We start from the raw sequence: 20,019 nt of genomic DNA on the forward strand, positions 1-20,019 counted from the left end.
AGCTTGGGGGTTTACAGAATAAATTACTGAGACAATTTTGAGATAACACGATGAAGTGTTTTATATCTAAGGATATTACAAGTTAATACCGTCAAATTCATAAAAGCTTAGACTCAGACTCTCTCAATTGCTATTAGCAAAATAAGCAAACGACACTTAAACGTCAATGCATAAAGGGGCTAGATACACATTTTGTAAATAAAAAGCCACCTGGCAGAAAATTCAATCAAAACCCAAATAAAATACACTTTTGCCAAGATGGCGATACCAGCTTAACTAAACTAACCTGATAACTTTTGTGTAATAAATAGCAAGACAACGGTTCTATATGTATACCTAAGAAACGGTGTAAATGGGTAAACGACTTGGGCATAAAACATCTTACGAAGAATCTTACGAGGAGAAGAATAATGAAGTTGAAAGCGCTACTTATTGCCAGCAGCTTATTCTTTGCCAATGTTGCTGTGGCATCCGATCACTGTAGCTGGTACATCGAAGATCGTGGCTGGTGTACTCCATATTTCCCGACTAGTGATCCTTACCCATCAAAAAAATAATAGCGTGGAGAATCTCGTTCAAATAATAAAGCCGCTGAATATATCAGCGGCTTTCGACATAACTGTGAAATTAGTATGGCGTTGAGATTAGCTCAGAGCAAAGATCTTTGCAGCCAAAGGCGTTAACTCAATACTGACCTCCCCCTTGCCTTCCAAAATGGAAAGTGCCACTTCCTCAGTGCCATACAACTGCTCAGTTAACAAATAGTCACCATCATTAAGCCGCCATGAGTCAACCAGTGCAGGAGGCAAAACAAGCTTAACGCTTCCATGGTCCTGATCTGTGAAATTCGCAATAATTAGCAGTTTTCGCTGCTCGTCAAAACGACTAAAGCAAAATAGCTGATCGTTATAGTCAGGATTGTACCGACGGTTATAACAATGGATCTCCTGATACTCGCCTGTCATTGCCGAATCTACCAGCGAGAAACTAAGCAGTCTCTGATAGAAGTCACGTAGCTTCGTCTCTTCATCACTAAGCAAGCCACCATCAAATTTTCCACCGTTCATCCAGCACTGATGATTAGGCACGCCATAATAGTCAAAGATAGTGGTACGTGATTTAAGTCCAAAACCAGCATCATCGCCACCAGCTTCACCCACTTCCTGGCCGAAATAGATCATGGTCGGTGATGTACTGAGTGTGGCCGATACCAACATTGCCGGTTTGCCCTTATTGGCATCCCCCGCAAACTCAGGGCTGGCGACACGCTGCTCGTCATGATTATCGAGAAAATGCAGCATGTGGTGCTCTATATCTTTCAGCTGCTCCTGCACCTCAGCAATTGCATCAGTTGAACCTTTTCCTTGCATCACCAATTTCAGACTGTCGTACAGATCAACCTTGTCATAAAGGTAATCCATTTTGCCTAGATGAATATAATCACGATACAAATGCGGCTGGTAGACTTCAGCCATTAAAAAGGCATCCGGATTGACCTGCTTGATAGCGGAATTCATAAAGCTCCAAAATTCCACCGGTACCATTTCCGCCATATCATAGCGGAAGCCGTCGACACCATGAGCCAGCCAGTACAGGGCAATATCGCGAAACTTAATCCAGGAATCCGGCACCACTTTATCTTGCCAAAACGAGTAATGATCGCCGTGATCTTTCGCTTCATACCCTTGGGGCAGCTCATCGAAATCCTTGGTTCCGTCCGGCTTCACTCCGTAATTCACTTTGACCGTTTCATACCAGTCATCGAAATTTGGCTGAGCCAAACGCGACCCATTACCTGTCCATTTGGCCGGGAACTCATCATAGGGCACACCAAGATCTGGATGCGCTTCACCACCCAGAGGTTGGTAACCATTCTCAGCATCAGGCAGCTTGAATGCCTCTCCCGGAATATAATAAAAATTATTATCCCGGTGATAAACTAGGCTCGTATCGTCAGAAGCACCAAAGTCTTCAACGCCTTCCGGGTTGGTTAAGCCTTCATAACGACGAGCCACGTGATTCGGCACAATATCAATGATCACTTTCAAACCATTTCGATGACTGCGTTCGATAAGCGCTTTAAATTCTGCCAAGCGGTTAACCGGATCATCAGCCAGATCCGGATTAACGTTGTAATAATCTTTTACTGCATAGGGCGATCCTGCCCGCCCCTTCACAACGCTTGGGTGATCGGCACTTATTCCGTATTGGCTATAATCTCTTACCAAAGCATGATGAGGAACACCGGTATACCAAATATGGCTAACCCCTAACTGCTGAATTTCAGTTAAAGCTTTATCCGTAAAGTCATTAAATTTACCGACACCATTTTCTTCAATGGTGCCCCATGATTTGTTGGTTGTATTGGTATTGCCGAACAAACGTGTGAATACCTGATAGACGACATGTTTTTTAGGGGCTTTGATTGTCTTAATTTCAGTCATGGCAAGATAACTCAGAAGGCTAATATTGGAGTCAGAGAGAGAAACAAGAACGGGAAAATGGACATCAACCCGTATCTCCAAGCCGCGTCAAAATGAGTGCTCTCATCCTGACGCAACCTGGATTATTCAGTGATTACTTTTTGATTAGTTGGATAAACGTTGCTTCGGCAGTACTAGAGCCCGCTCGTTTGGCTTCATCTAACAGTTGTAGCGCTTTATGCATATCGTTCTTTTCAACGGCAGCCTTGATTTGAGCATTATAAAACGCTTCACTTTCAGACAGCATTTTGGGGCTATTCGCTTTTTCTATGCTTGGCTGTTGTGTTGTTACCGCTGCAGCAACAGGGACTGGCGCCACGACAGCATTCGCAGGCGTATTAACTGAGGTATTAACCGGAGCTTTAGTTGAAGCAGGCACTACAAACTCATCGGCCCGGTAGGAACGTAAATTCAACGGTTTCAAATCCAGTTCCAACGAGCCAAACTTCTGATGCTGAATCACAGGATCCGTCACCATTGGTCTTGCAAGCCCAAGCTCCTCGGCACGAACACGTTCAGGGTGTGGGATCGTAATATTGCCTTCACGGTATTTCAGCGGAGAATAAATCACCATGTAAGGCGTTGTTTGCTGATCCATTTCGAATCGATGCTGGTAACTCGACAGGCTGAGAATATTGGAAGGCTTCACGTTAAAATCATCAAGCTCAATGGTTTTAACTGGCTTGAACTGTGGATCCAATAGCAAAATCTTTGGCGCAAAAACCCCAGCCGACTTCATTAAGCTTTTTACATCTACCTGCATACGTTCGACGTTATTTGGTAACGCAAAACCTGCATAGTAACTTTTACCGTCGCTAAACTGACCGACTTTCGAGTACTCGTCGATAACAAAATCAATACTGTCACCGTGCATCGGTACCCAAGAGAACTCACTGTATGCATTGCAGCAAACAGGGGCTGTGACTGCGACATCTTTTGCCACTACAACTGAAGGGGAAGCTGCACAACCAAGTAAACTTGCCGCCAGTAAAGCAGCAAGTGTCGTTTTAATTATTTTCATTTTTGATCTCCCATACCCCTATGACTTTATTGGGTATATATCTATTAGCATCGGACAAATCTACAACAGAATCCAATAGATATATACCCAAGCCACCTCAAGATGCTCGTTTCAGCGAGAATTACTTGGCTACTAGGCTAGGCACCGATTTGAAGATCTAGTGGTTCTAAATTAATAATCGGTAACAACACATAGAAGCCCCTTCTTTATTGATATAGAACAGGGGCTCGCCCTTTGGGAGTGAACCAGCGAGCCCATCTCTGTGTCAAATAACGTTGAAAGGGAATGCCATTCCTACCGTTATTTTCCTTGAACTGAACACGCTGGCTTCACTCTGAATCCTGCATCTTGAAGTAGCTTGGGTATATACTCAAAAAGGCAGCCCGAGGGCTGCCTTTAACACTAAATGGCTTAGAACCAGATTTCAGTGTGAACACCAACAACAACTTCGTCGTCGCCGTTCTTAATACCGATAATGCCTGCACTCGCTTCATCATCAGCTTTGATGTAGCTTACGTATGGTTTGATCTGTGGGCGACCAAAGTAGTCAGCATTAACTGTGATTGCAGAAGCTAGCTCTACGTTGATGATATCGCTCTCAACTGAGTCGCCAGTACGGCTCCAGTAACCTTCCTTACCCTCTTCGTGACCGTAAGATGCAGTCATTTCAAGACGTAGGTTATCATTCACTTTGTAAGAAGGGCGAACAGCTGCGATGTAACGCTTAAGGTCGTCTGCACCAAATAGTTCATCCAATGCTGCAAAGTAAGTCAGTTCAGAACCCATCTGCCAGTTATCTGAAATATTCAGCACACCGTATGAAGTGATGAAGATTGATTGTGCATCATCGTCACCGCCAGACCAACCACCGAAGTTCAAACCACGGTTCTGCGCAACGCCTTCACCGTAAGTAATGGCTGTTTGAGTCCAGCCGTCTAGGCCGTAGTAGTCACGGTTATATGTGATACCCGCACCAATACCGCTGTCTGAATCTGAACCTTTGTTCGCCTGGGACATTACTTTCAGGTCGAAATCAAAGCTACCGCCAAGTGCCTTAACACCGTAGTAGTACAAATCAATAGACGTCAGCGTAGAACGCTCACCTGCGCCATCTTTCTTAACTTTACACTTGTTAGGATCTGTTGAGATTGAGCCATCTTTTTGCTTACAATCCAGGCTATAAGCGTCAGCAGAGCCCGCATCTGGGTCAGCAGTGACAACCGCTAGACCAGCCGTGTGACCAGCAAGTTTAGTCTGAAGACCTGCACCAACACCTGAAGACTGCTTCCAGAACTCACCAGAAAGAAGGCCTGCAGCACGGTTAAAGTAACGCTGACCAGCCCAGATAGAAGTATCTTCGCCAAGGTATGAAATACCACCAATCTCAACAAAAGTTTCTTTAACTTCAAACTGAGCATCATCGTTAGCTTTTTGGCTGCCTGAAGATGACATTGCGTATGAGTTGCCGTTACCAAACTCAGAACGTACAACGAAATCAGACCAAACGCCGTTCTGGTGCTCAGTATGCTTCTTAACTACAAACTCAACTTGGTTAGTACTTTTACCGTGCGTACCAGCAGTTTTATAGTCTGGCTTACCGTATTCAGTATCAACTGTTTCGCCTTCTACCATACGGTAGTTCATAGAGCCATAGCCATGTACTTCCCAACCGTCAGTGATTACGTCTGTTCCAGACTCAGCTGCGACGTTTGCGGAAGCAAGTGCGGTTAGTAATGCCGCTGCTACAGGTACTAACTTGTGTTTCATAGGAATGTCCCTTCATAATTATTGTGTCGGTTGCTATCTGGCAACCTTTCTTTCGGGACTCATATTCAGCTTTCATTCAGACAAGCACATCCTCCTAATACTGGGGGGAGTAGGGAGGAGTAGAGGGGCGTAGTAATTAGGGAGTAGCGATGTTTCGTGATACGCCTCACGAAGATCAGGCGTAATACTGTAAGAAACATACGAAAAGCAAATGAAAAATAAGAGGCTAGTCACTTATTTTAAATATTAATGGAATAATCAGTAACCAAAATTAATTTAAACTTTTATCAAAAAAAAACATTGCTTGACTGACGCAATTTTCCCGATTTAATAGCAGGTATGAATAGGTTAAATAAGTAAAGAGATAAACTAAATGTTCGCTAAATTAGCTCAACCTTTTCCTTTAGGGGCTACATTATGTGATCAAGGTTGTAATTTTTCAATTCACTGCCCAGATAATCAAGAAATTAAATTAGTTCTGTTTGACGATGAAAATAAAAAAACAATCATTGACCTAAACCATCAGTACATGGGCTGTCGATATGCCTTTGTGCCGGATATAAAAGCCGGACAGCAATACGGCTATCAAATTAAGGACAAGCTTGAATATCGGTTAGTTCTTGACCCCTATGCACAGGCCCTTGGCAAAGCCCCCTTTTATGTAGAACCTTTTACTGCAGAAAAAAGTTGGGAATTTGCTAAATCGGTCGTCGTCGATCACCAGTTTGACTGGCAAAAAACCACGCTTCCCCAGGTTCCGTACGAAGAGACAATCTTATTCGAAACACATGTTAAGGGTTTTACTAAGCTTAACCCTCACATCGACGAACAATACCGTGGCAGTTACCTTGGACTATGCCAGCCCAAAGTTATTGAGTTCTTTAAAGCTCAGGGGGTTACAAGCCTTCAATTGCTGCCCGTAACATCCTGTATGTCAGAGCCTCATCTACTGAAGATGGATAAAGTGAATTTCTGGGGTTACAACAGCCTATGCTTTATGGCCCCGGAGCCACGATATGCCAAAGATGATGCCGTGGCTGAAATGAAAACCATGGTGAGGGAACTTCACAAGCACGGTATTGAAGTTATCATGGATATCGTGTTCAACCATACGGCAGAGGGAGGCGAAGGCGGCCCTAAGTTCCACTTAAAATGTCTGGATAAAAACTACTATCTCCAGGATTACAGCAAGAATTACCTCAACTATACCGGTTGTGGTAATACCCTTGATCTGACGTACCAACCTAGCCTCAATATTGTACTAGACACCCTGCGTCACTGGGTAACCCACTACCAAATTGACGGTTTCCGTTTTGATTTAGCCGCCACTCTGGGACGTAATCGTCATAGGTTTGATACGCAAAGTGCCTTCTTCAAAGCCGTAGCCCAAGATCCGATCCTGCGGAAAATAAAACTTATCGCCGAGCCGTGGGACGTAGGTCCTGATGGCTATCAGCTAGGCCACTTCCCCCGCGGTTGGAACGAGTGTAACGATAAATTTCGAGACACCGTCAAAAGCTACTGGCTGGAAGGCAACAATAACGTCAAAGAGTTTGCGACTCGGCTGATGGGCTCTCGTGATTTATTTAGCGCCGGAGGTTGGCCGGATAAGCTTCCCGTCAACTTCATCTCTTATCACGATGGTTTTACGCTACGTGATCTTGTTTCTTACAATCACAAGCACAACCATGCCAATGGCGAGAACAACCGTGACGGACATGGAGACAATCGCTCAAATAACCATGGTGTGGAAGGTGAATCGTCGAATTTCTCTGTCATTCATAAACGAGAACGGCAAAAACGCAATCTGATGACAACCCTGCTGTTCAGTTTTGGTATTCCTCACCTGCTTGCCGTTGACAGTCTTTCACACACCCAGGGAGGCAACAACAACGCCTACTGCCAAGATAACGAAATTAGCTGGGCAAACTGGGCATTAAGCGGCGAAGACGAATGCTTTAGTGCTTGGCTATCGCAGATGCTGGCGGCACGCAAGCAAGTGATGAGTCCATTTATTCGCGCATTCAGCGGCCATGAGCGCGGCCACCACCGTATCCATTGGCATCGTTCCAATGGCCAGGGAATGACGGCTGAAGATTGGCAGGGACTGGAAGCCTTCGCACTATACCTAGGGTTATACAAAGACGGTAATGAATTGATGTTCCTGGTTAATAGCTCCGACATCCCTACCCGCTACCGTTTACCACCAGGTAGTAAATGGTCGGTGATTTGCGATACCTCAGAATCTCGCCTAAGCCAGCGACAGACTCAGACTACCTACATGCAAAGCGCCAACTCACTATCGATACTTTATCGGCCGTAGTTTTCACCGTAATTTTGTAATTGGTAGACTAAGCGAGAGCCCAGCTATTATGCTGGGCTCTTCCATTTATACTGGCACCGACCAATTTCACTAACAAGCCTATTCGTTGCAGGACAGATGCTGACACGCCCTGTCAATTACCGAGCAAGGCAAGCCAAGTTGTAAGAGATAATCCTTCACAACCGAGCTACCTCCAAAAGAACCGGCTTCAAGAGAGCCAGCTTCAAAACACCCCTCGCCTAGCGCACGGTATAATGCCTGCTCTAGCAAACGAAAACTTCGAAACTCCCCGATAGCCATTTCATTGGTTCGCAAATAGTTCTGTTCGACTTCCGCCTTGCCCGCACCCATCAACAGCTGAAGAAACGCAACAACTACCCCTGTTCTATCAGAGCCTAATCGGCAATGAACATGGTAAGGGCCAGGGCTGCTTGCAATATGCCTGATAATCGTTTGGATCCCAGTCTGAAAACCCAGCTCATCAGCATTGAAGCTTTCGTCCCGATCCGACATAAAATAGACGGTCTCGTAGGCCATAGGCGCATGCTTTACCTGCCCCTCCGACCACAGCGCTTTGTAATAGCTAAGTGGGGCTAAACGAAGAAAGTTTGTCAGTTCTTCTGATGTTTCTGACAAATTGATCACGGTACGGACATGATGCTCTTCGAGTAGGCGCATCGCAGTCTGCTGTCGCTGAGCTTCAATATCACTAAGTAACGGATGCTCAGAACGAGATGGAATAACCGGATGGTAAGAACGAAATAGAACACCAGCAGCTAAATCCCCCCCAGTCACTTGCCGAAAGTTTGCCAAGGTATGCTCCGAGGAAAATTCAGCACTTGTTTTTTTTACCGTTAAAGAACGTTCACTGTCTTTGCCTATTTGTTCCAGTTCAGCTTGGTTAATATTTTCTGGTAACAACAAATAATTACAGCCACCGTTACCTTGGCAATCAAAGCTTTGGCTATTGAAAAAATAACCGACAGGATAGTCTTTAATAAACGGCAAAGGCTGAGAATCGTCTTCACCCCAAAGGCAGTATTCTATGTATCCTGAGTTCCCTATTTTATTTAGATCATTACGGCTTTTCTTCAATACATAACCGCTCTCAACTTTTTCAAACTTAAATGCAGCCTGCTTTTGCCAATTACTGAAAGTACCGACTAGATAAAGCGGCTTTCCCTGAAGAGGCAGAGTAAAGATAACATCATGCTCTTTATATCGATAATGCAGCATTTTCTTCCCATATGATTTATTTAATTCCCACCGAGGCTCAACCAATTAAAAACGAAATCCACAAAGGTATCGAGATTTCTTGATTATGCGGATAATCAACATATTTATTTGATTTTCATCAAGAAAAGCATTCATTCATAAAAGAGATGTTGTGGGCTGCCTGATTTGTATGACCAATATTCAGATTCCTATTGTATTACCTGTCGAAGCTCAGTTCTAGAACTAATGACAACAGTTATTCCAGAGGATCTTTGAAGCGTCTTCGCATTCACACCTTGCCTGAACATGATAATTACTTATTGACTTACGATAAGTAATTGCTGTTTAATGGTCTCGGAAATCAAGTTATTTCATACAAAACACGACAAATAAGTACAAAGAACCGTTGTCGGTTTAGGCATAATTTTGCTGCGATAAACATTTTCCCTTTATCTTCTTCTCAACCACGGAATACATTATGAAAAAACGCTGGATAGCAATGTCATTGACTGCTGTTTGCTTGGCCGGTGTCGGGTATTACTCGTACCCAGTATCGGAGACTGATGGCTCCCTGCCTGTAATCATGGCAACAACCGGAACTATTGAAAAGCAGGCGGTTGCTGTTGGGCAGATAGTTCCTGCACATTCGGTACAAATCAAATCCCAGATTGAAGGTATTGTCGGCGAGATTTATCACCAAGAGGGTGAAAAGATTGAAATAGGAACACCGCTATTTAAAATTCGCCCCAACCCGACACCCGCTCGCCTTACCCAGGCAATGACCGAACTGATGTCAAGCGAGGCCGAGCTTGAGTCCAGTCAGATTCAGCGAGACAATCTTAAGCGCCTTGTCGTTCAGGAAATTGTGCCGGAAAACTACGGGCAATACATTGAAGCTAAAGCCAAAGTAAAACGTGCGATTGCCGATCTTCAGCAAAAGCAGCAAAACTTGGATTTAATCCGCAGTGGCGAGTCATCAGTAGGCGCATCTAAGCTGACATCGACTATCTTTGCACCGATCAGCGGCACCATTCTCAACTTAAAGGTGGAAGTCGGCGAGCCAATTATTTCGACCGAATCCAGTCAGTCTGCAACAGAAATGATGTCGCTGGCTGATATGAATGACATGATTTTCAAAGGTAGTGTAAGCGAGCATGATGCTGCGCAGTTACATGTCGGCATGCCGGTTACGATGACCTTGGCTCCGTATTCAGAACAAGAGTTAACAGGCATCTTGCAGAAAGTAGCGGTCCAGTCAGAAAAGCTCAATGCAACATCTAGCAATAATAACCAAAGCTTTGATAATGGGTTTGAAGTTGAGGTCGGTGACATTCAGTTCCCGGAAGGTATCACGATCCGCTCAGGTTTTTCGGCAACGGCCAAAATAACCCTAAAAAAAGCAGAATCAGTGACGACCATTCCAGAACGTGCCTTACAGTTTGAAGGAGAAACACCGGAAGTACTGGTGGCCGATGAATCTGAACAGGGGTTCCATACTAAACCTGTTAAGCTCGGGCTTTCAGACGGCATTAATGTTGAAGTGTTATCCGGCCTAAATGACGGAGACGAAATCGTAGATTCAAGCATGATGGGGGCGCCTAATGCCTAGCCATTATTTTTATCAGCGGTTCAAACATATCACCGAGTCCAAAGCGCTATGTTCTGGATTATTCATGGTATTACTTTGCACAAGTCTGCCAAGTTACGCACTGACAATCGAACAAGCCTGGAATGCAGCAAAATCTTATGATCCGAACTACCAGAAAGCACAGATTAACGAAAAGATAGGCGAAGCAAATATCCGCAGCAGCCGTAGTGAATTGCTTCCAGGGCTGTCACTTGGGGCTAGCAGTAACTGGTATGAACATGAACAAAATAGCAATGGCTACAACGTTACCTTGAATCAGGTACTGTGGGATAACAGTAAATGGTCTCAGTTGAATGCTGCCGAGGCGTCAGCGGTGGAGTCACAGCTAAGAAATCTGCAAGCGCATAATGAATTGGCCGAAAGATTGATTACGGCCTACCTGGAGCTAGCCAAAGCGCAGGGGGATCTACGGCTTGCTGAGCAAAAGTTGAAAGAAGGCACAAAAATGCTCAATGTCATTGAGCAAAATTTCAAAGCCGGCAAGGCGATGTCAACCGAGTACGAAGATACCCGTGCGAACCAACTTGATATTGAGGCGACACGATTGGCACGGCGTTCCGATCTTGAACAAAAGAAAGCGGCCCTTGCTGCCCTTATTAGTCATTTTCCACAGCAAGTAGATGAGATTAGCACCAACAATCTGATACAACCGCGCATGGCTGTTGAGACAGAAGCCGAATGGTTGGCAATGGCGAAAAATAACAGTCCTGAATTGCTTGCCGCCAAACAAAAACTCAAATCAGTTGAATTCAAACAGGATCAGGCACAATCCGGCTACTACCCGACCGTCAACGGGCGAGTTATCTACAGCGATAGCGACAAAGCTCGTCATGATGATTTGAACGCTAGCATCACTGTGAATCTACCGCTTGATCTTAATGGCGCAACTCGTGCCAGTGTTGATCTGGCCAAGCTGGATGTGATGCAGGCAAAACAGGATGTCCGTCTGGTTGAAATCAATATCAGGGAGCTTATACAAAGCCGCTTTAATCAAATAGACCTTGATTGGCAACGTGTCGAAATGGCACAAAAGCAAATTCGCTCACGAGAAAAAGCGCTTGAAAGTAAACAAACAGTTTATCAAGCAGGACTTGCGGACGCTGACGATGTGATCACGGCACACAATAACCTGTTTGACAGTCGCAACCTATTGCAATCGTTGCTGTACCAATATTGGCTACATCGGGTTGCACTGTTTAAATCTGTTGGCCAGCTCAACGACGATACCGTTAAGCATATCTCACAGGCATTACAATCATGAGTGCAATGCTTCAACAAACGCTGCAGACCCTGCTGGCACACCGCCTGCGTAGTTCACTGGCGGTAATTGCCATTGTATGGGGGATTGTTTCTGTGTTGGTGCTGGTGGCTCTCGGTGAAGGGTTTTATCAGGTTAATACTAAATCATTCTCTATTTTAATGAGTGATACTCAGTCGGTTTACCAGGGAATGACCAGCAAACCCTGGCAAGGGTTGCCTGCCAGACGGGCAATAAAGATCAGCGAAACCGAAATGCGCCAGCTGGAACACCAATCTGCAGTAAAAAAACTCTCGGTAATTTACGAAAACTGGGAAGCAACCGTTACAGATATGCATGGTCGCAGTTTACCCGGCTACGTCCGGGGTGTTGACGGTCATTTTGTTACCTGGCGCAAGTTCAAGCTGATCAAGGGCTCTCGTAATATCACTCCGAGCGACATTATAAACCACAACCGAGTGGTCGTAGTCGGCTGGCAATTAGCCAATATCGGCGGATTGTCTTTGGGCGGACAAGTAAAAGTAAATGGGATTCCTTTTACGGTTATCGGTATAACAGAGCAAAGTGAAGGAGGAGTCCGTATGGATAATGACGAGCAGCAGGTCATGATGCCAAGCCCTACTTTTACCGATTTATGGCAGAAGACGCCTTCGATGTTGCTGGTTGAACCCGCAGAAGGGATCGCCGGCGTTGCTCTAAGAAAAAGCCTGATCTCATTCTTTGCCAAACAGCAGCATTTTGACCCGACAGATAATCGCGCGTTATATCTACCTGACTTTAGCCGTGAAGCCAAATTCTTCATGACATTGCTTCGTGGCATCCAGTTGTTTCTTGGTGCTAGCGGTGCAATGACGCTGGCTGTTGGGGCACTCGGAGTGGCAAACATTATGTTTTTATCAGTAACGGAGCGTACCCGAGAAATCGGTATCCGTTTGGCTATCGGAGCCACTCCAACCTCCATATTACTGCAATTTATTACCGAAGGTGGCTTGTTGGTGATAGCTGGTACGGCGATCGGACTAATGCTGTCTTATGGCACAGTGGCCCTAATGACGGCTGTCGGTATACCCGATTGGCTCGGCATCCCGCAAATTACCCTCAGTGCGGTTGTAATGACCCTTGGTGTTACTGGCATATTGGCTCTTATTGCGGCATTTTTTCCGGCAAAAAGAGCATCCATGCTAACCCCTGTGATTGCCTTGAGTGCGAGGGCATAAGATGTTTGTAATTCGACAAATGATTCAAGAAATGGCAGCCGAGAAAGTACGTCTTTTCCTGACTATTTTGGCCGTGGTATGGGCGACTGTTTGTATTACGGTAATGCTGGCTGCAGGTGAAGGGCTTCGTCAGGGGCTGATTAGAAGCTCAGAAAGCGGTAACGGTAAATTGATTTACTTGAATGGTGGTTATGCGGTTAAGGATTTTGGTCGATTCCATCAGGGAGAGCAGCTAAAGCTAAAGCCTGAAGATATTGATGTCATTCGCGCACTTCCGGGAGTTAAAAGAGCCGAACCGAGCGCCATTGGTAGCATCAATGTAACAAATGGGGATAACGGCACCTGGCAGTCGCCTCTAGCCGTTTTTCCGGGATATCGCGATCTGATGGGGTTTGACATATCACCTGGCGGGCGTTGGTTTAATCCGATGGATATAAAAGAACAGCGCAAAGTCATTGTTCTGGGCCAGAGTGCCGCCTATCAGCTATTCAGTGAGAATGATGATTTTGATTGGATTGATTCACCGAAACTGACGTCCAACCCAGTAGGGAAAACCGTTAATGTCGGCAATGAAGAGTTCACTCTGATTGGCTTGTTAAAAAGTGATAGCTCTTATATCGAAAACGGTATCCCGCTGGATTACGCCGTATTCGTCCCTTTTTCTACCTGGCAACGTTTCAAGCCTCATGGTGCATTAAATGCTATCAATATCGAGCCAAACAAAGCAGTCGATCGGACGGTGGTTGCGCAAAAAGCAAAGCAGGTAATTGCCCGAAAATACGGGGCCAGTATGGAAGACGCTCAGCTCATTCAGGTGCAGGATCTGTTATTGCGTCAAAAGACCATGCGTCGTTTCCTGATCGGCCTCCAGAGCTTTCTCGGCATTATTGGCTTGGTAACATTGGGAGTCGCTGGTATTGGGATTGCCAATGTCATGTACGCAACAGTGAAACGAGCGACCCGTGATATCGGGATCCGAATGGCTATCGGTGCCACACCTGGCGATATCAAGCGACATTATCTATTGCAATCATTGCTGACCATGACAATAGGCGGTGCGCTCGGACTCACGCTGACATTTAGCCTGGTAGAGCTGTTACAAAGTTTGCCTTTCGACGGCAACGTGATTTATGACGAATTAGGGAAGCCGAAACCTGAGCTTTCAGTTCCCATTGTATTAATTGTTGTTCTGGCATTGGCCCTTGTAGGTATCGCTGCAGCATGGTTTCCGGCCAATCGCGCAGCCAGTATTACGCCATTAGAGGCATTGCAGAATGACTGATAGTAAAAATCAAACCAACAGGACAAGCATGTCGACATCGACCCCAATAGTACAATTACAGAATATTAGTAAGCACTATCAGAGTGGTGAGGAAACGGTTCGTGCACTGGACCAAGTTTCGCTGGAAATAGAAAAAGGAGAATTCCTGTCAATTTTGGGCCCATCCGGTTCTGGGAAATCGACTCTGATGAATGTAATAGGCTGTCTCGATAAGCCAACATCAGGCGATTACCAACTGGATAATGAAGATGTTTCAGTCATGACCAGCAAACAGCTGGCGATGATACGTAACCGAAATATAGGGTTTGTTTTTCAGGGATTCAACTTGCTGGAATATGCAAGTGCATTGGACAATGTCGCATTGCCTTTAGTTTATCGAGGAATAAAGGCGAAAGAGCGGCGAGAGAAAGCGGCATATTTATTGGAACGTGTCGGACTCAGTGATCGTATGGATCATAAGCCGAATCAGTTGTCGGGCGGGCAAAAACAACGCGTGGCTATTGCCCGCGCATTAGTCAACGATCCGCATATAATTTTGGCTGACGAACCGACAGGCGCGTTGGACTCACGATCGGGCGCTGAAATTGAAGCTCTGTTCAATGAACTACACCAAGAAGGCAGAACACTGATCGTTGTGACTCACGATGTGACTTTGGCAAAACGTACCCATCGGATAATCAATATCAAAGATGGCCAGGTAGTTGATGATGAACGACTGAAGCATTAACTACAATTTCTTTGCAGATAATACCGATGTTTGAAAAAAGGCTCTATCCAAACAACTATTGGATAGAGCCAAGACAATGAACGGAGTTATAGCGAGTTATTCATCCATCCCGCATTATTTAATGCAGGTAATGGTTTAAGCCGGCAGCAATATCGCAAAAGACTCATAAGGCTTAAGCGTTACCGTTCCACCTACCTGCTGGCGGTATTCATAGTTAGCAATAATACATTCAGCCTTATTGGCTTGAAGTTCCTCAGGAATGTTCAACTCAACGTCTTCAGCGGTGAAGTTATTCAATACGAATAAGCGATGTTGTTCATCAGAGCGAATATAACCGAACACTTTTTCATGGTCTTCAAATACAGGTTCAAAATCACCGTATACAATCACAGGCAGGGATTTCCGAAGCTCAATCAATTTCTGGTAGTGATAGAAAATTGAATTTTGATCTTCTAATGCCGCTTCAACATTAATCTCGGGATAGTTCGGGTTAACCTGCAACCAAGGCTGCTGCTCAGAAAATCCAGCATTGGTTGAATCATTCCAATGCATTGGTGTACGGGCATTATCACGGCTGTTTTCATGCACCGCCGCCAGCATTGCCTCAGGAGCGACACCATTTTCGGTACGCTCTTTGTAGAAGTTCAAGGTCTCGATATCACGGTAATCGTCAATACTGTCGAAGGCAACATTGGTCATACCTATTTCTTCACCTTGGTAAACATAAGGCGTACCTTTCATCATATGCAGCGTTGTCGCCAGCATCTTAGCCGATACAAGACGGTGCTGGCCTTCATCTCCATACTTAGATACCACACGAGGTAAATCATGGTTATTCCAGAACAATGAGTTCCAGCCTTCCTCAGCCAACTCGACTTGCCATTTAGTCAGCGCACGTTTGAATTTCGGAAGGTCAAGTGCGATTGGGTTCCACTTATCACCATACTTCCAGGTCAGAGAAATATGCTCGAACTGGAACACCATTGAAAACTCATTACGCGCAGGATTGCTATATAGCTTGGCGATTTCAGGCGTTGCATCCCAGGTTTCCCCAACCGTTAGCAAATCTTTATCACCAAAAGTCGCCATGTTCATTTCTTGCAGCAACTGATGGAGACGAGGTCCATTACCCGTGATTTTCTTGTCGATTTCCTTACCAATTAGATCTATGACATCAAGGCGGAACCCACCAATACCCTGATCGATCCACCAGTTCATCATCTTATGCACTTCTTCTTGAACTTTAGGGTTTTCCCAGTTCAAATCAGGCTGTCTCTTTGAGAAGATGTGATAATAATATTCGCCCGTAGTGTCATCTAACTCCCAGGCACCGCCGCCAAATACAGAACCTTGGTCATCAGGAACAGAACCATCTTCTTTTGGCTGGCGCCAAATATAGTAGTCACGGTAAGGGTTATCTTTTGACTTACGTGCTTCGATAAACCACGGGTGCTCATCAGAGGTATGGTTAACCACCAAGTCCATAATAAGGCGAATATCACGTTGCTTGGCTTCAGCAAGTAGCTGCTGCATATCTTCCATCGAACCAAATTCAGGTGCGATGTCCTGATAATCAGAAATATCATAGCCATTGTCATCCATCGGCGAACGATACACTGGCGATAACCAAATCACATTGACACCCAATGTCTTTAGGTAATCCAGCTTGCTGATAATTCCCTTCAGATCTCCGATCCCGTCATTATTTGAATCGCAAAAACTACGAGGGTAGATCTGGTAAACAACAGCATCATGCCACCACTTTGGCGTCATTTTCATGATTATAGGCTCCCTAAAAAAGGCAAAAATCAAACAAGTGATATCTTCATTACCAATAGCATAATGCTGTTTTTCCGCAATTTAAAATATATAAGCCTCAAGGTGATATAGAAAAATCCTATATCATTACGAATTTAGGCGATCATGATCACAAGAATAAAGAATTCAGGATTTTCTCCAGTTCGAATAAATGTGAGACTTGTCGATTATATTTTTTAGCTTTTCTGTGATCCCTATGGATAGAAGTTATAAACAGTTTCTCGTCGTTGCCGAGCTAGGCAACATTAGTCAGGCTGCCACCTACCTTGGGCTCAGCCAACCAACGTTGACCAGTAGCATGAAAAAACTGGAAGCAAGCTTTGATGTCCCGCTATTTATTCGTAAATCAAAAGGGGTCGAACTCACGGAGTACGGACAACTATTGCAGGAACAAGCGCTCGAACTGCAACGCCGCCATGATTCACTGCTACATCAAATGGCAGATCTCAAAGAGCGTAAAACTGAGAAAATTAAAATGGGCACCGGTGATGCATGGTGGGAAGTTTTCGTCAAACAGGCACTGCAACAATACAGTACGAGTAACCCTTCTATCTCTATTCAGCTGGAATTTGGTAATCACCTGAAGCTCATGGATATGTTGATTCATGGACAAATCGATCTATTCGTCGGTCATGAGATTATTGGCTTGTCTCGACGCTGTAACGTCAGCTTTATTCCTCTTCTCCAAGACAAAGAAGCCCTCTTCGTCCACCAGTCTCACCCGTTGCTGGTTAATAAAGGGAGTGAAAAAGATACCGAGATCTATCCGTTGCTGCAGGTTACGCCAGATTCTGACACCTATCAGCACCTGATTGAAAACCCGCAACCGAAACAACTGGAGCGGGAGAGGAAGAAAGTTTCCGAACGCATTGTATATGAAATCAATTCTTTGACAGCAAGTGTCGATATTCTAGCTACAACAACAGCAGTTATGCCCTATCCACTCAGTATGGCGGAATACTTCTTACGAGCCAATATCGTTCCGCTTCCGCTCGTTCAGGATGCACAAACCGGCACCGTCGGCATTTACCATTTAAACGAGCCCTTAGTCGACCACGTCAGTGATATCAAGCAGCAACTGATCACAAATGGACAGCAGGTTAATGTGTAACGCATAGCAAAAAGCCCGTGATAACTTACCTTGATACGAATTACGGTATCGAAGTAAGGAACCACGGGCTTTCACGTGCTTATCTACACAACAAATGTCGCCACTTTGTCATTCAGGTTTGTCGCCTGAGTACTAAGATGCTCTGCCTGTTGACGAGCATTTCTGGCATCGGCCGCCAACTGGTCGGTTACATCTTTAATTGTGGTCGTATTCTGTGTGATTTCATCGGTAACATGGGTTTGCTCTTCCGCAGCTGTCGCAATCTGCGTCGCCATATCACTGATCATTGTCACAGAGCCATTTATTTGCTCCAGCGCCGCCGTCGCCTGATCGGCATCGTCTACTGAGCACTGTGCGAGTTGCGAGCTTGTTTCCATCAAATTCACAGCTTTAGACGTGGTTTGCTGCAAAGTAGCAATCATAGACTGAATCTCTTCTGTCGATGTATGGGTTCGCTGGGATAAAACTCGAACCTCATCAGCCACAACCGCAAAACCACGCCCCTGCTCACCCGCACGAGCAGCTTCAATCGCGGCATTCAAAGCCAGCAGATTTGTCTGCTCTGCAATACCCTGAATTGTAGAAAGAATACTGTTAATACCCTGCGCATGATCATTAAGCTCACTGATCACGGTCGTCGCTTCATTTACTTCTGTTGCCAGATTATTGATCGAGACTTTGCTCTGAGCCACCAGCTCGCTACCACTATTGGTATGAGTAGTAGAATCCTGAGCCGCACGGGCTGTCTGTTCAGCATGTGATGCAATTTCCTGAGTGGCAGACGCCATCTCGGTCACAGCAGTTGCAACCATGGCAATTTCATCTTGTTGACGCTGCAGATCACGGGCCGACTTATCAGCACGTTCCTCACCTTCACTAGACGCATGGCTCAACTCAACACCCTGAGCACGAATATGACCAATCAGTACCTGTAAGCTAGCAACAAACTGATTGAAATTAGAGGCTAATTCACCCACTTCATCATTACTATCCAAATCGATACGCTGGGTTAAGTCACCCCCCCCCTGAGCAATCAGCGCCAATGCGTTAGATACCTGTTGAAGAGGCCTAAACAAATAGCCACAAAGCAGGTTAAACATGAATACACAAACAATTACAACAAGTAGCGTCGTCAATAGTTGTTCATATAGCATACTGTAGAGAGGTGCAACTACAGACTCATAGTCAATCACAACAACTGTATTCAGATTCTTGCCTTCAATTGGCGCGACAAACACAAAGCTTTCACGGCCATTCAGCACCTTTTTTTCAATATGTCCTTCACGAGCCAGACGCTTGATCAAACTATCCGTTAGGTCACTATCCAACGAACTAACCGCCTGATTCAAAAGCGACGAATCAGCATGAGCAAATACATTACTGTCGGCATTGGCAATGAACATGTAACCTTCACCAGGTAATGTTACATCTTCCAGTTGCTTGATAATATTAGCCATTTCAACATCAGCACCAAGCACTGCTCGCTGGCCTGACACGGTTATCGCTTTACCCATAGAGACAACCGAAGCCCCTGTCGCGGCGGCAACTGTCGGATTTTCCACCGTCACAGCACCACTAAGCCTCATAGCATTTTGATACCAGCCCCACTCTCGCGGATCATCATTACCCGGAGGAAGCTTAACATCATTGGCGTTAACCTGACTGCCATCAGTATATGCAAGGAATACATTGTCGAATTTTGCCGAGTCCCGTACTTGCTTTAAGTGATCAGTCAAAGATTCTCTCGCCACTGTCATAGGCAAAGCTGATAGTGCAGCAGCTTTTGAGTCCATCCAATCCGTAACATAATTGTTATAGGCCGATGCGACACCGCGAAGCCGATCGTTAAGATCTTCATCTAAGCGGCCTAGCGCAGACATAAAAGAAAGTGCTGTCACCAGCATTCCACCCAAAATAATGGCTATACTGGCCGAGAGCGCCAGTTTCTGCCGAAGAGTTAGATTAGACATTGATTCCCTTTACTATTTTTATTATGTAGCAACTAAATACGCTTATATTTTTTACCGACAACATGAATAAGACCAAAAGCAGCTAGAAAGTGAGCTCCCTCAAATTCAAGCCTGGCCAACTGCCATCATTTATTTCATAGCGTGAAATTATTACACTTTTACGAATAGTGTTCATACTA

Annotated in this window: 14 protein-coding genes; 8 read left to right on the forward strand and 6 right to left on the reverse strand. The window is 45.1% G+C overall.

What is annotated here, in order from left to right:
• Positions 1-410: 410 nt before the first annotated feature.
• On the forward strand, positions 411-557 hold the full coding sequence (locus EDI28_RS26920) for a hypothetical protein (protein WP_164918523.1): 147 nt from the start codon (positions 411-413) through the stop codon (positions 555-557).
• Between the two features lie 87 nt (positions 558-644).
• Here EDI28_RS26920 and EDI28_RS09610 read toward each other — a convergent pair whose 3' ends face one another.
• The 3 genes from EDI28_RS09610 to EDI28_RS09620 form a co-directional block, all read right to left on the reverse strand.
• Positions 645-2,444, reverse strand: a complete 1,800-nt coding sequence (locus EDI28_RS09610) for an alpha-amylase family protein (RefSeq protein WP_128783648.1) — start codon at positions 2,442-2,444, stop codon at positions 645-647.
• A gap of 133 nt (positions 2,445-2,577) precedes the next feature.
• The gene (locus EDI28_RS09615; protein ID WP_128783649.1) at positions 2,578-3,504 is read right to left on the reverse strand and encodes a MalM family protein; all 927 of its coding nucleotides are present in this window, start codon (positions 3,502-3,504) and stop codon (positions 2,578-2,580) included.
• 411 nt (positions 3,505-3,915) lie between these two features.
• Positions 3,916-5,271, reverse strand: a complete 1,356-nt coding sequence (locus EDI28_RS09620; RefSeq protein WP_128783650.1) for a carbohydrate porin — start codon at positions 5,269-5,271, stop codon at positions 3,916-3,918.
• A gap of 373 nt (positions 5,272-5,644) precedes the next feature.
• On the opposite strand from EDI28_RS09620, the gene glgX reads away from it, so the two are divergent.
• Entirely contained in the window at positions 5,645-7,594 is a 1,950-nt protein-coding gene (gene glgX / locus EDI28_RS09625; RefSeq protein ID WP_128783651.1) for a glycogen debranching protein GlgX, read from the forward strand.
• Between the two features lie 99 nt (positions 7,595-7,693).
• Here the strand turns inward: glgX and EDI28_RS09630 are convergent, their stop codons facing one another.
• Positions 7,694-8,830, reverse strand: coding sequence for a tyrosine-protein phosphatase (locus EDI28_RS09630; RefSeq protein WP_128783652.1), 1,137 nt, complete (start codon positions 8,828-8,830; stop codon positions 7,694-7,696).
• Positions 8,831-9,287: 457 nt separating this feature from the next.
• On the opposite strand from EDI28_RS09630, the gene EDI28_RS09635 reads away from it, so the two are divergent.
• From EDI28_RS09635 to EDI28_RS09655, 5 genes are all read left to right on the forward strand, one after another.
• Positions 9,288-10,418, forward strand: coding sequence for an efflux RND transporter periplasmic adaptor subunit (locus EDI28_RS09635; protein WP_128783653.1), 1,131 nt, complete (start codon positions 9,288-9,290; stop codon positions 10,416-10,418).
• A gap of 64 nt (positions 10,419-10,482) precedes the next feature.
• Positions 10,483-11,718 (forward strand): TolC family protein, encoded by a 1,236-nt coding sequence (locus EDI28_RS09640; RefSeq protein ID WP_164918536.1) that lies wholly within the window; start codon positions 10,483-10,485, stop codon positions 11,716-11,718.
• Positions 11,715-12,932, forward strand: a complete 1,218-nt coding sequence (locus EDI28_RS09645; protein ID WP_128783655.1) for an ABC transporter permease — start codon at positions 11,715-11,717, stop codon at positions 12,930-12,932. The genes EDI28_RS09640 and EDI28_RS09645 overlap by 4 nt, the downstream gene beginning before the upstream one ends.
• A 1-nt stretch (position 12,933) precedes the next feature.
• Positions 12,934-14,214: an ABC transporter permease gene (locus EDI28_RS09650; protein ID WP_128783656.1), complete on the forward strand. Its 1,281-nt coding sequence runs from the start codon at positions 12,934-12,936 to the stop codon at positions 14,212-14,214.
• A gap of 28 nt (positions 14,215-14,242) precedes the next feature.
• Entirely contained in the window at positions 14,243-14,941 is a 699-nt protein-coding gene (locus tag EDI28_RS09655) for an ABC transporter ATP-binding protein (protein ID WP_128783912.1), read from the forward strand.
• Positions 14,942-15,076: 135 nt separating this feature from the next.
• Here EDI28_RS09655 and EDI28_RS09660 read toward each other — a convergent pair whose 3' ends face one another.
• A complete protein-coding gene (locus EDI28_RS09660; protein ID WP_128783913.1) occupies positions 15,077-16,714 on the reverse strand; it encodes a glycoside hydrolase family 13 protein in 1,638 nt (545 codons plus the stop codon).
• Positions 16,715-16,955: 241 nt separating this feature from the next.
• Between EDI28_RS09660 and EDI28_RS09665 the strand changes: the two genes are divergently transcribed.
• The gene (locus tag EDI28_RS09665; RefSeq protein WP_128783657.1) at positions 16,956-17,870 is read left to right on the forward strand and encodes a LysR family transcriptional regulator; all 915 of its coding nucleotides are present in this window, start codon (positions 16,956-16,958) and stop codon (positions 17,868-17,870) included.
• A gap of 83 nt (positions 17,871-17,953) precedes the next feature.
• Here the strand turns inward: EDI28_RS09665 and EDI28_RS09670 are convergent, their stop codons facing one another.
• Positions 17,954-19,840 carry a methyl-accepting chemotaxis protein gene (locus EDI28_RS09670; RefSeq protein WP_128783658.1) on the reverse strand — a complete coding sequence of 629 codons (1,887 nt, stop codon included), beginning with the start codon at positions 19,838-19,840 and terminating at the stop codon, positions 17,954-17,956.
• Positions 19,841-20,019 lie beyond the last annotated feature (179 nt).

Origin of the sequence: Photobacterium chitinilyticum, from assembly GCF_004104355.1 — a bacterium.
GTDB classification, from domain to species: Bacteria; Pseudomonadota; Gammaproteobacteria; order Enterobacterales; family Vibrionaceae; genus Photobacterium; species Photobacterium chitinilyticum.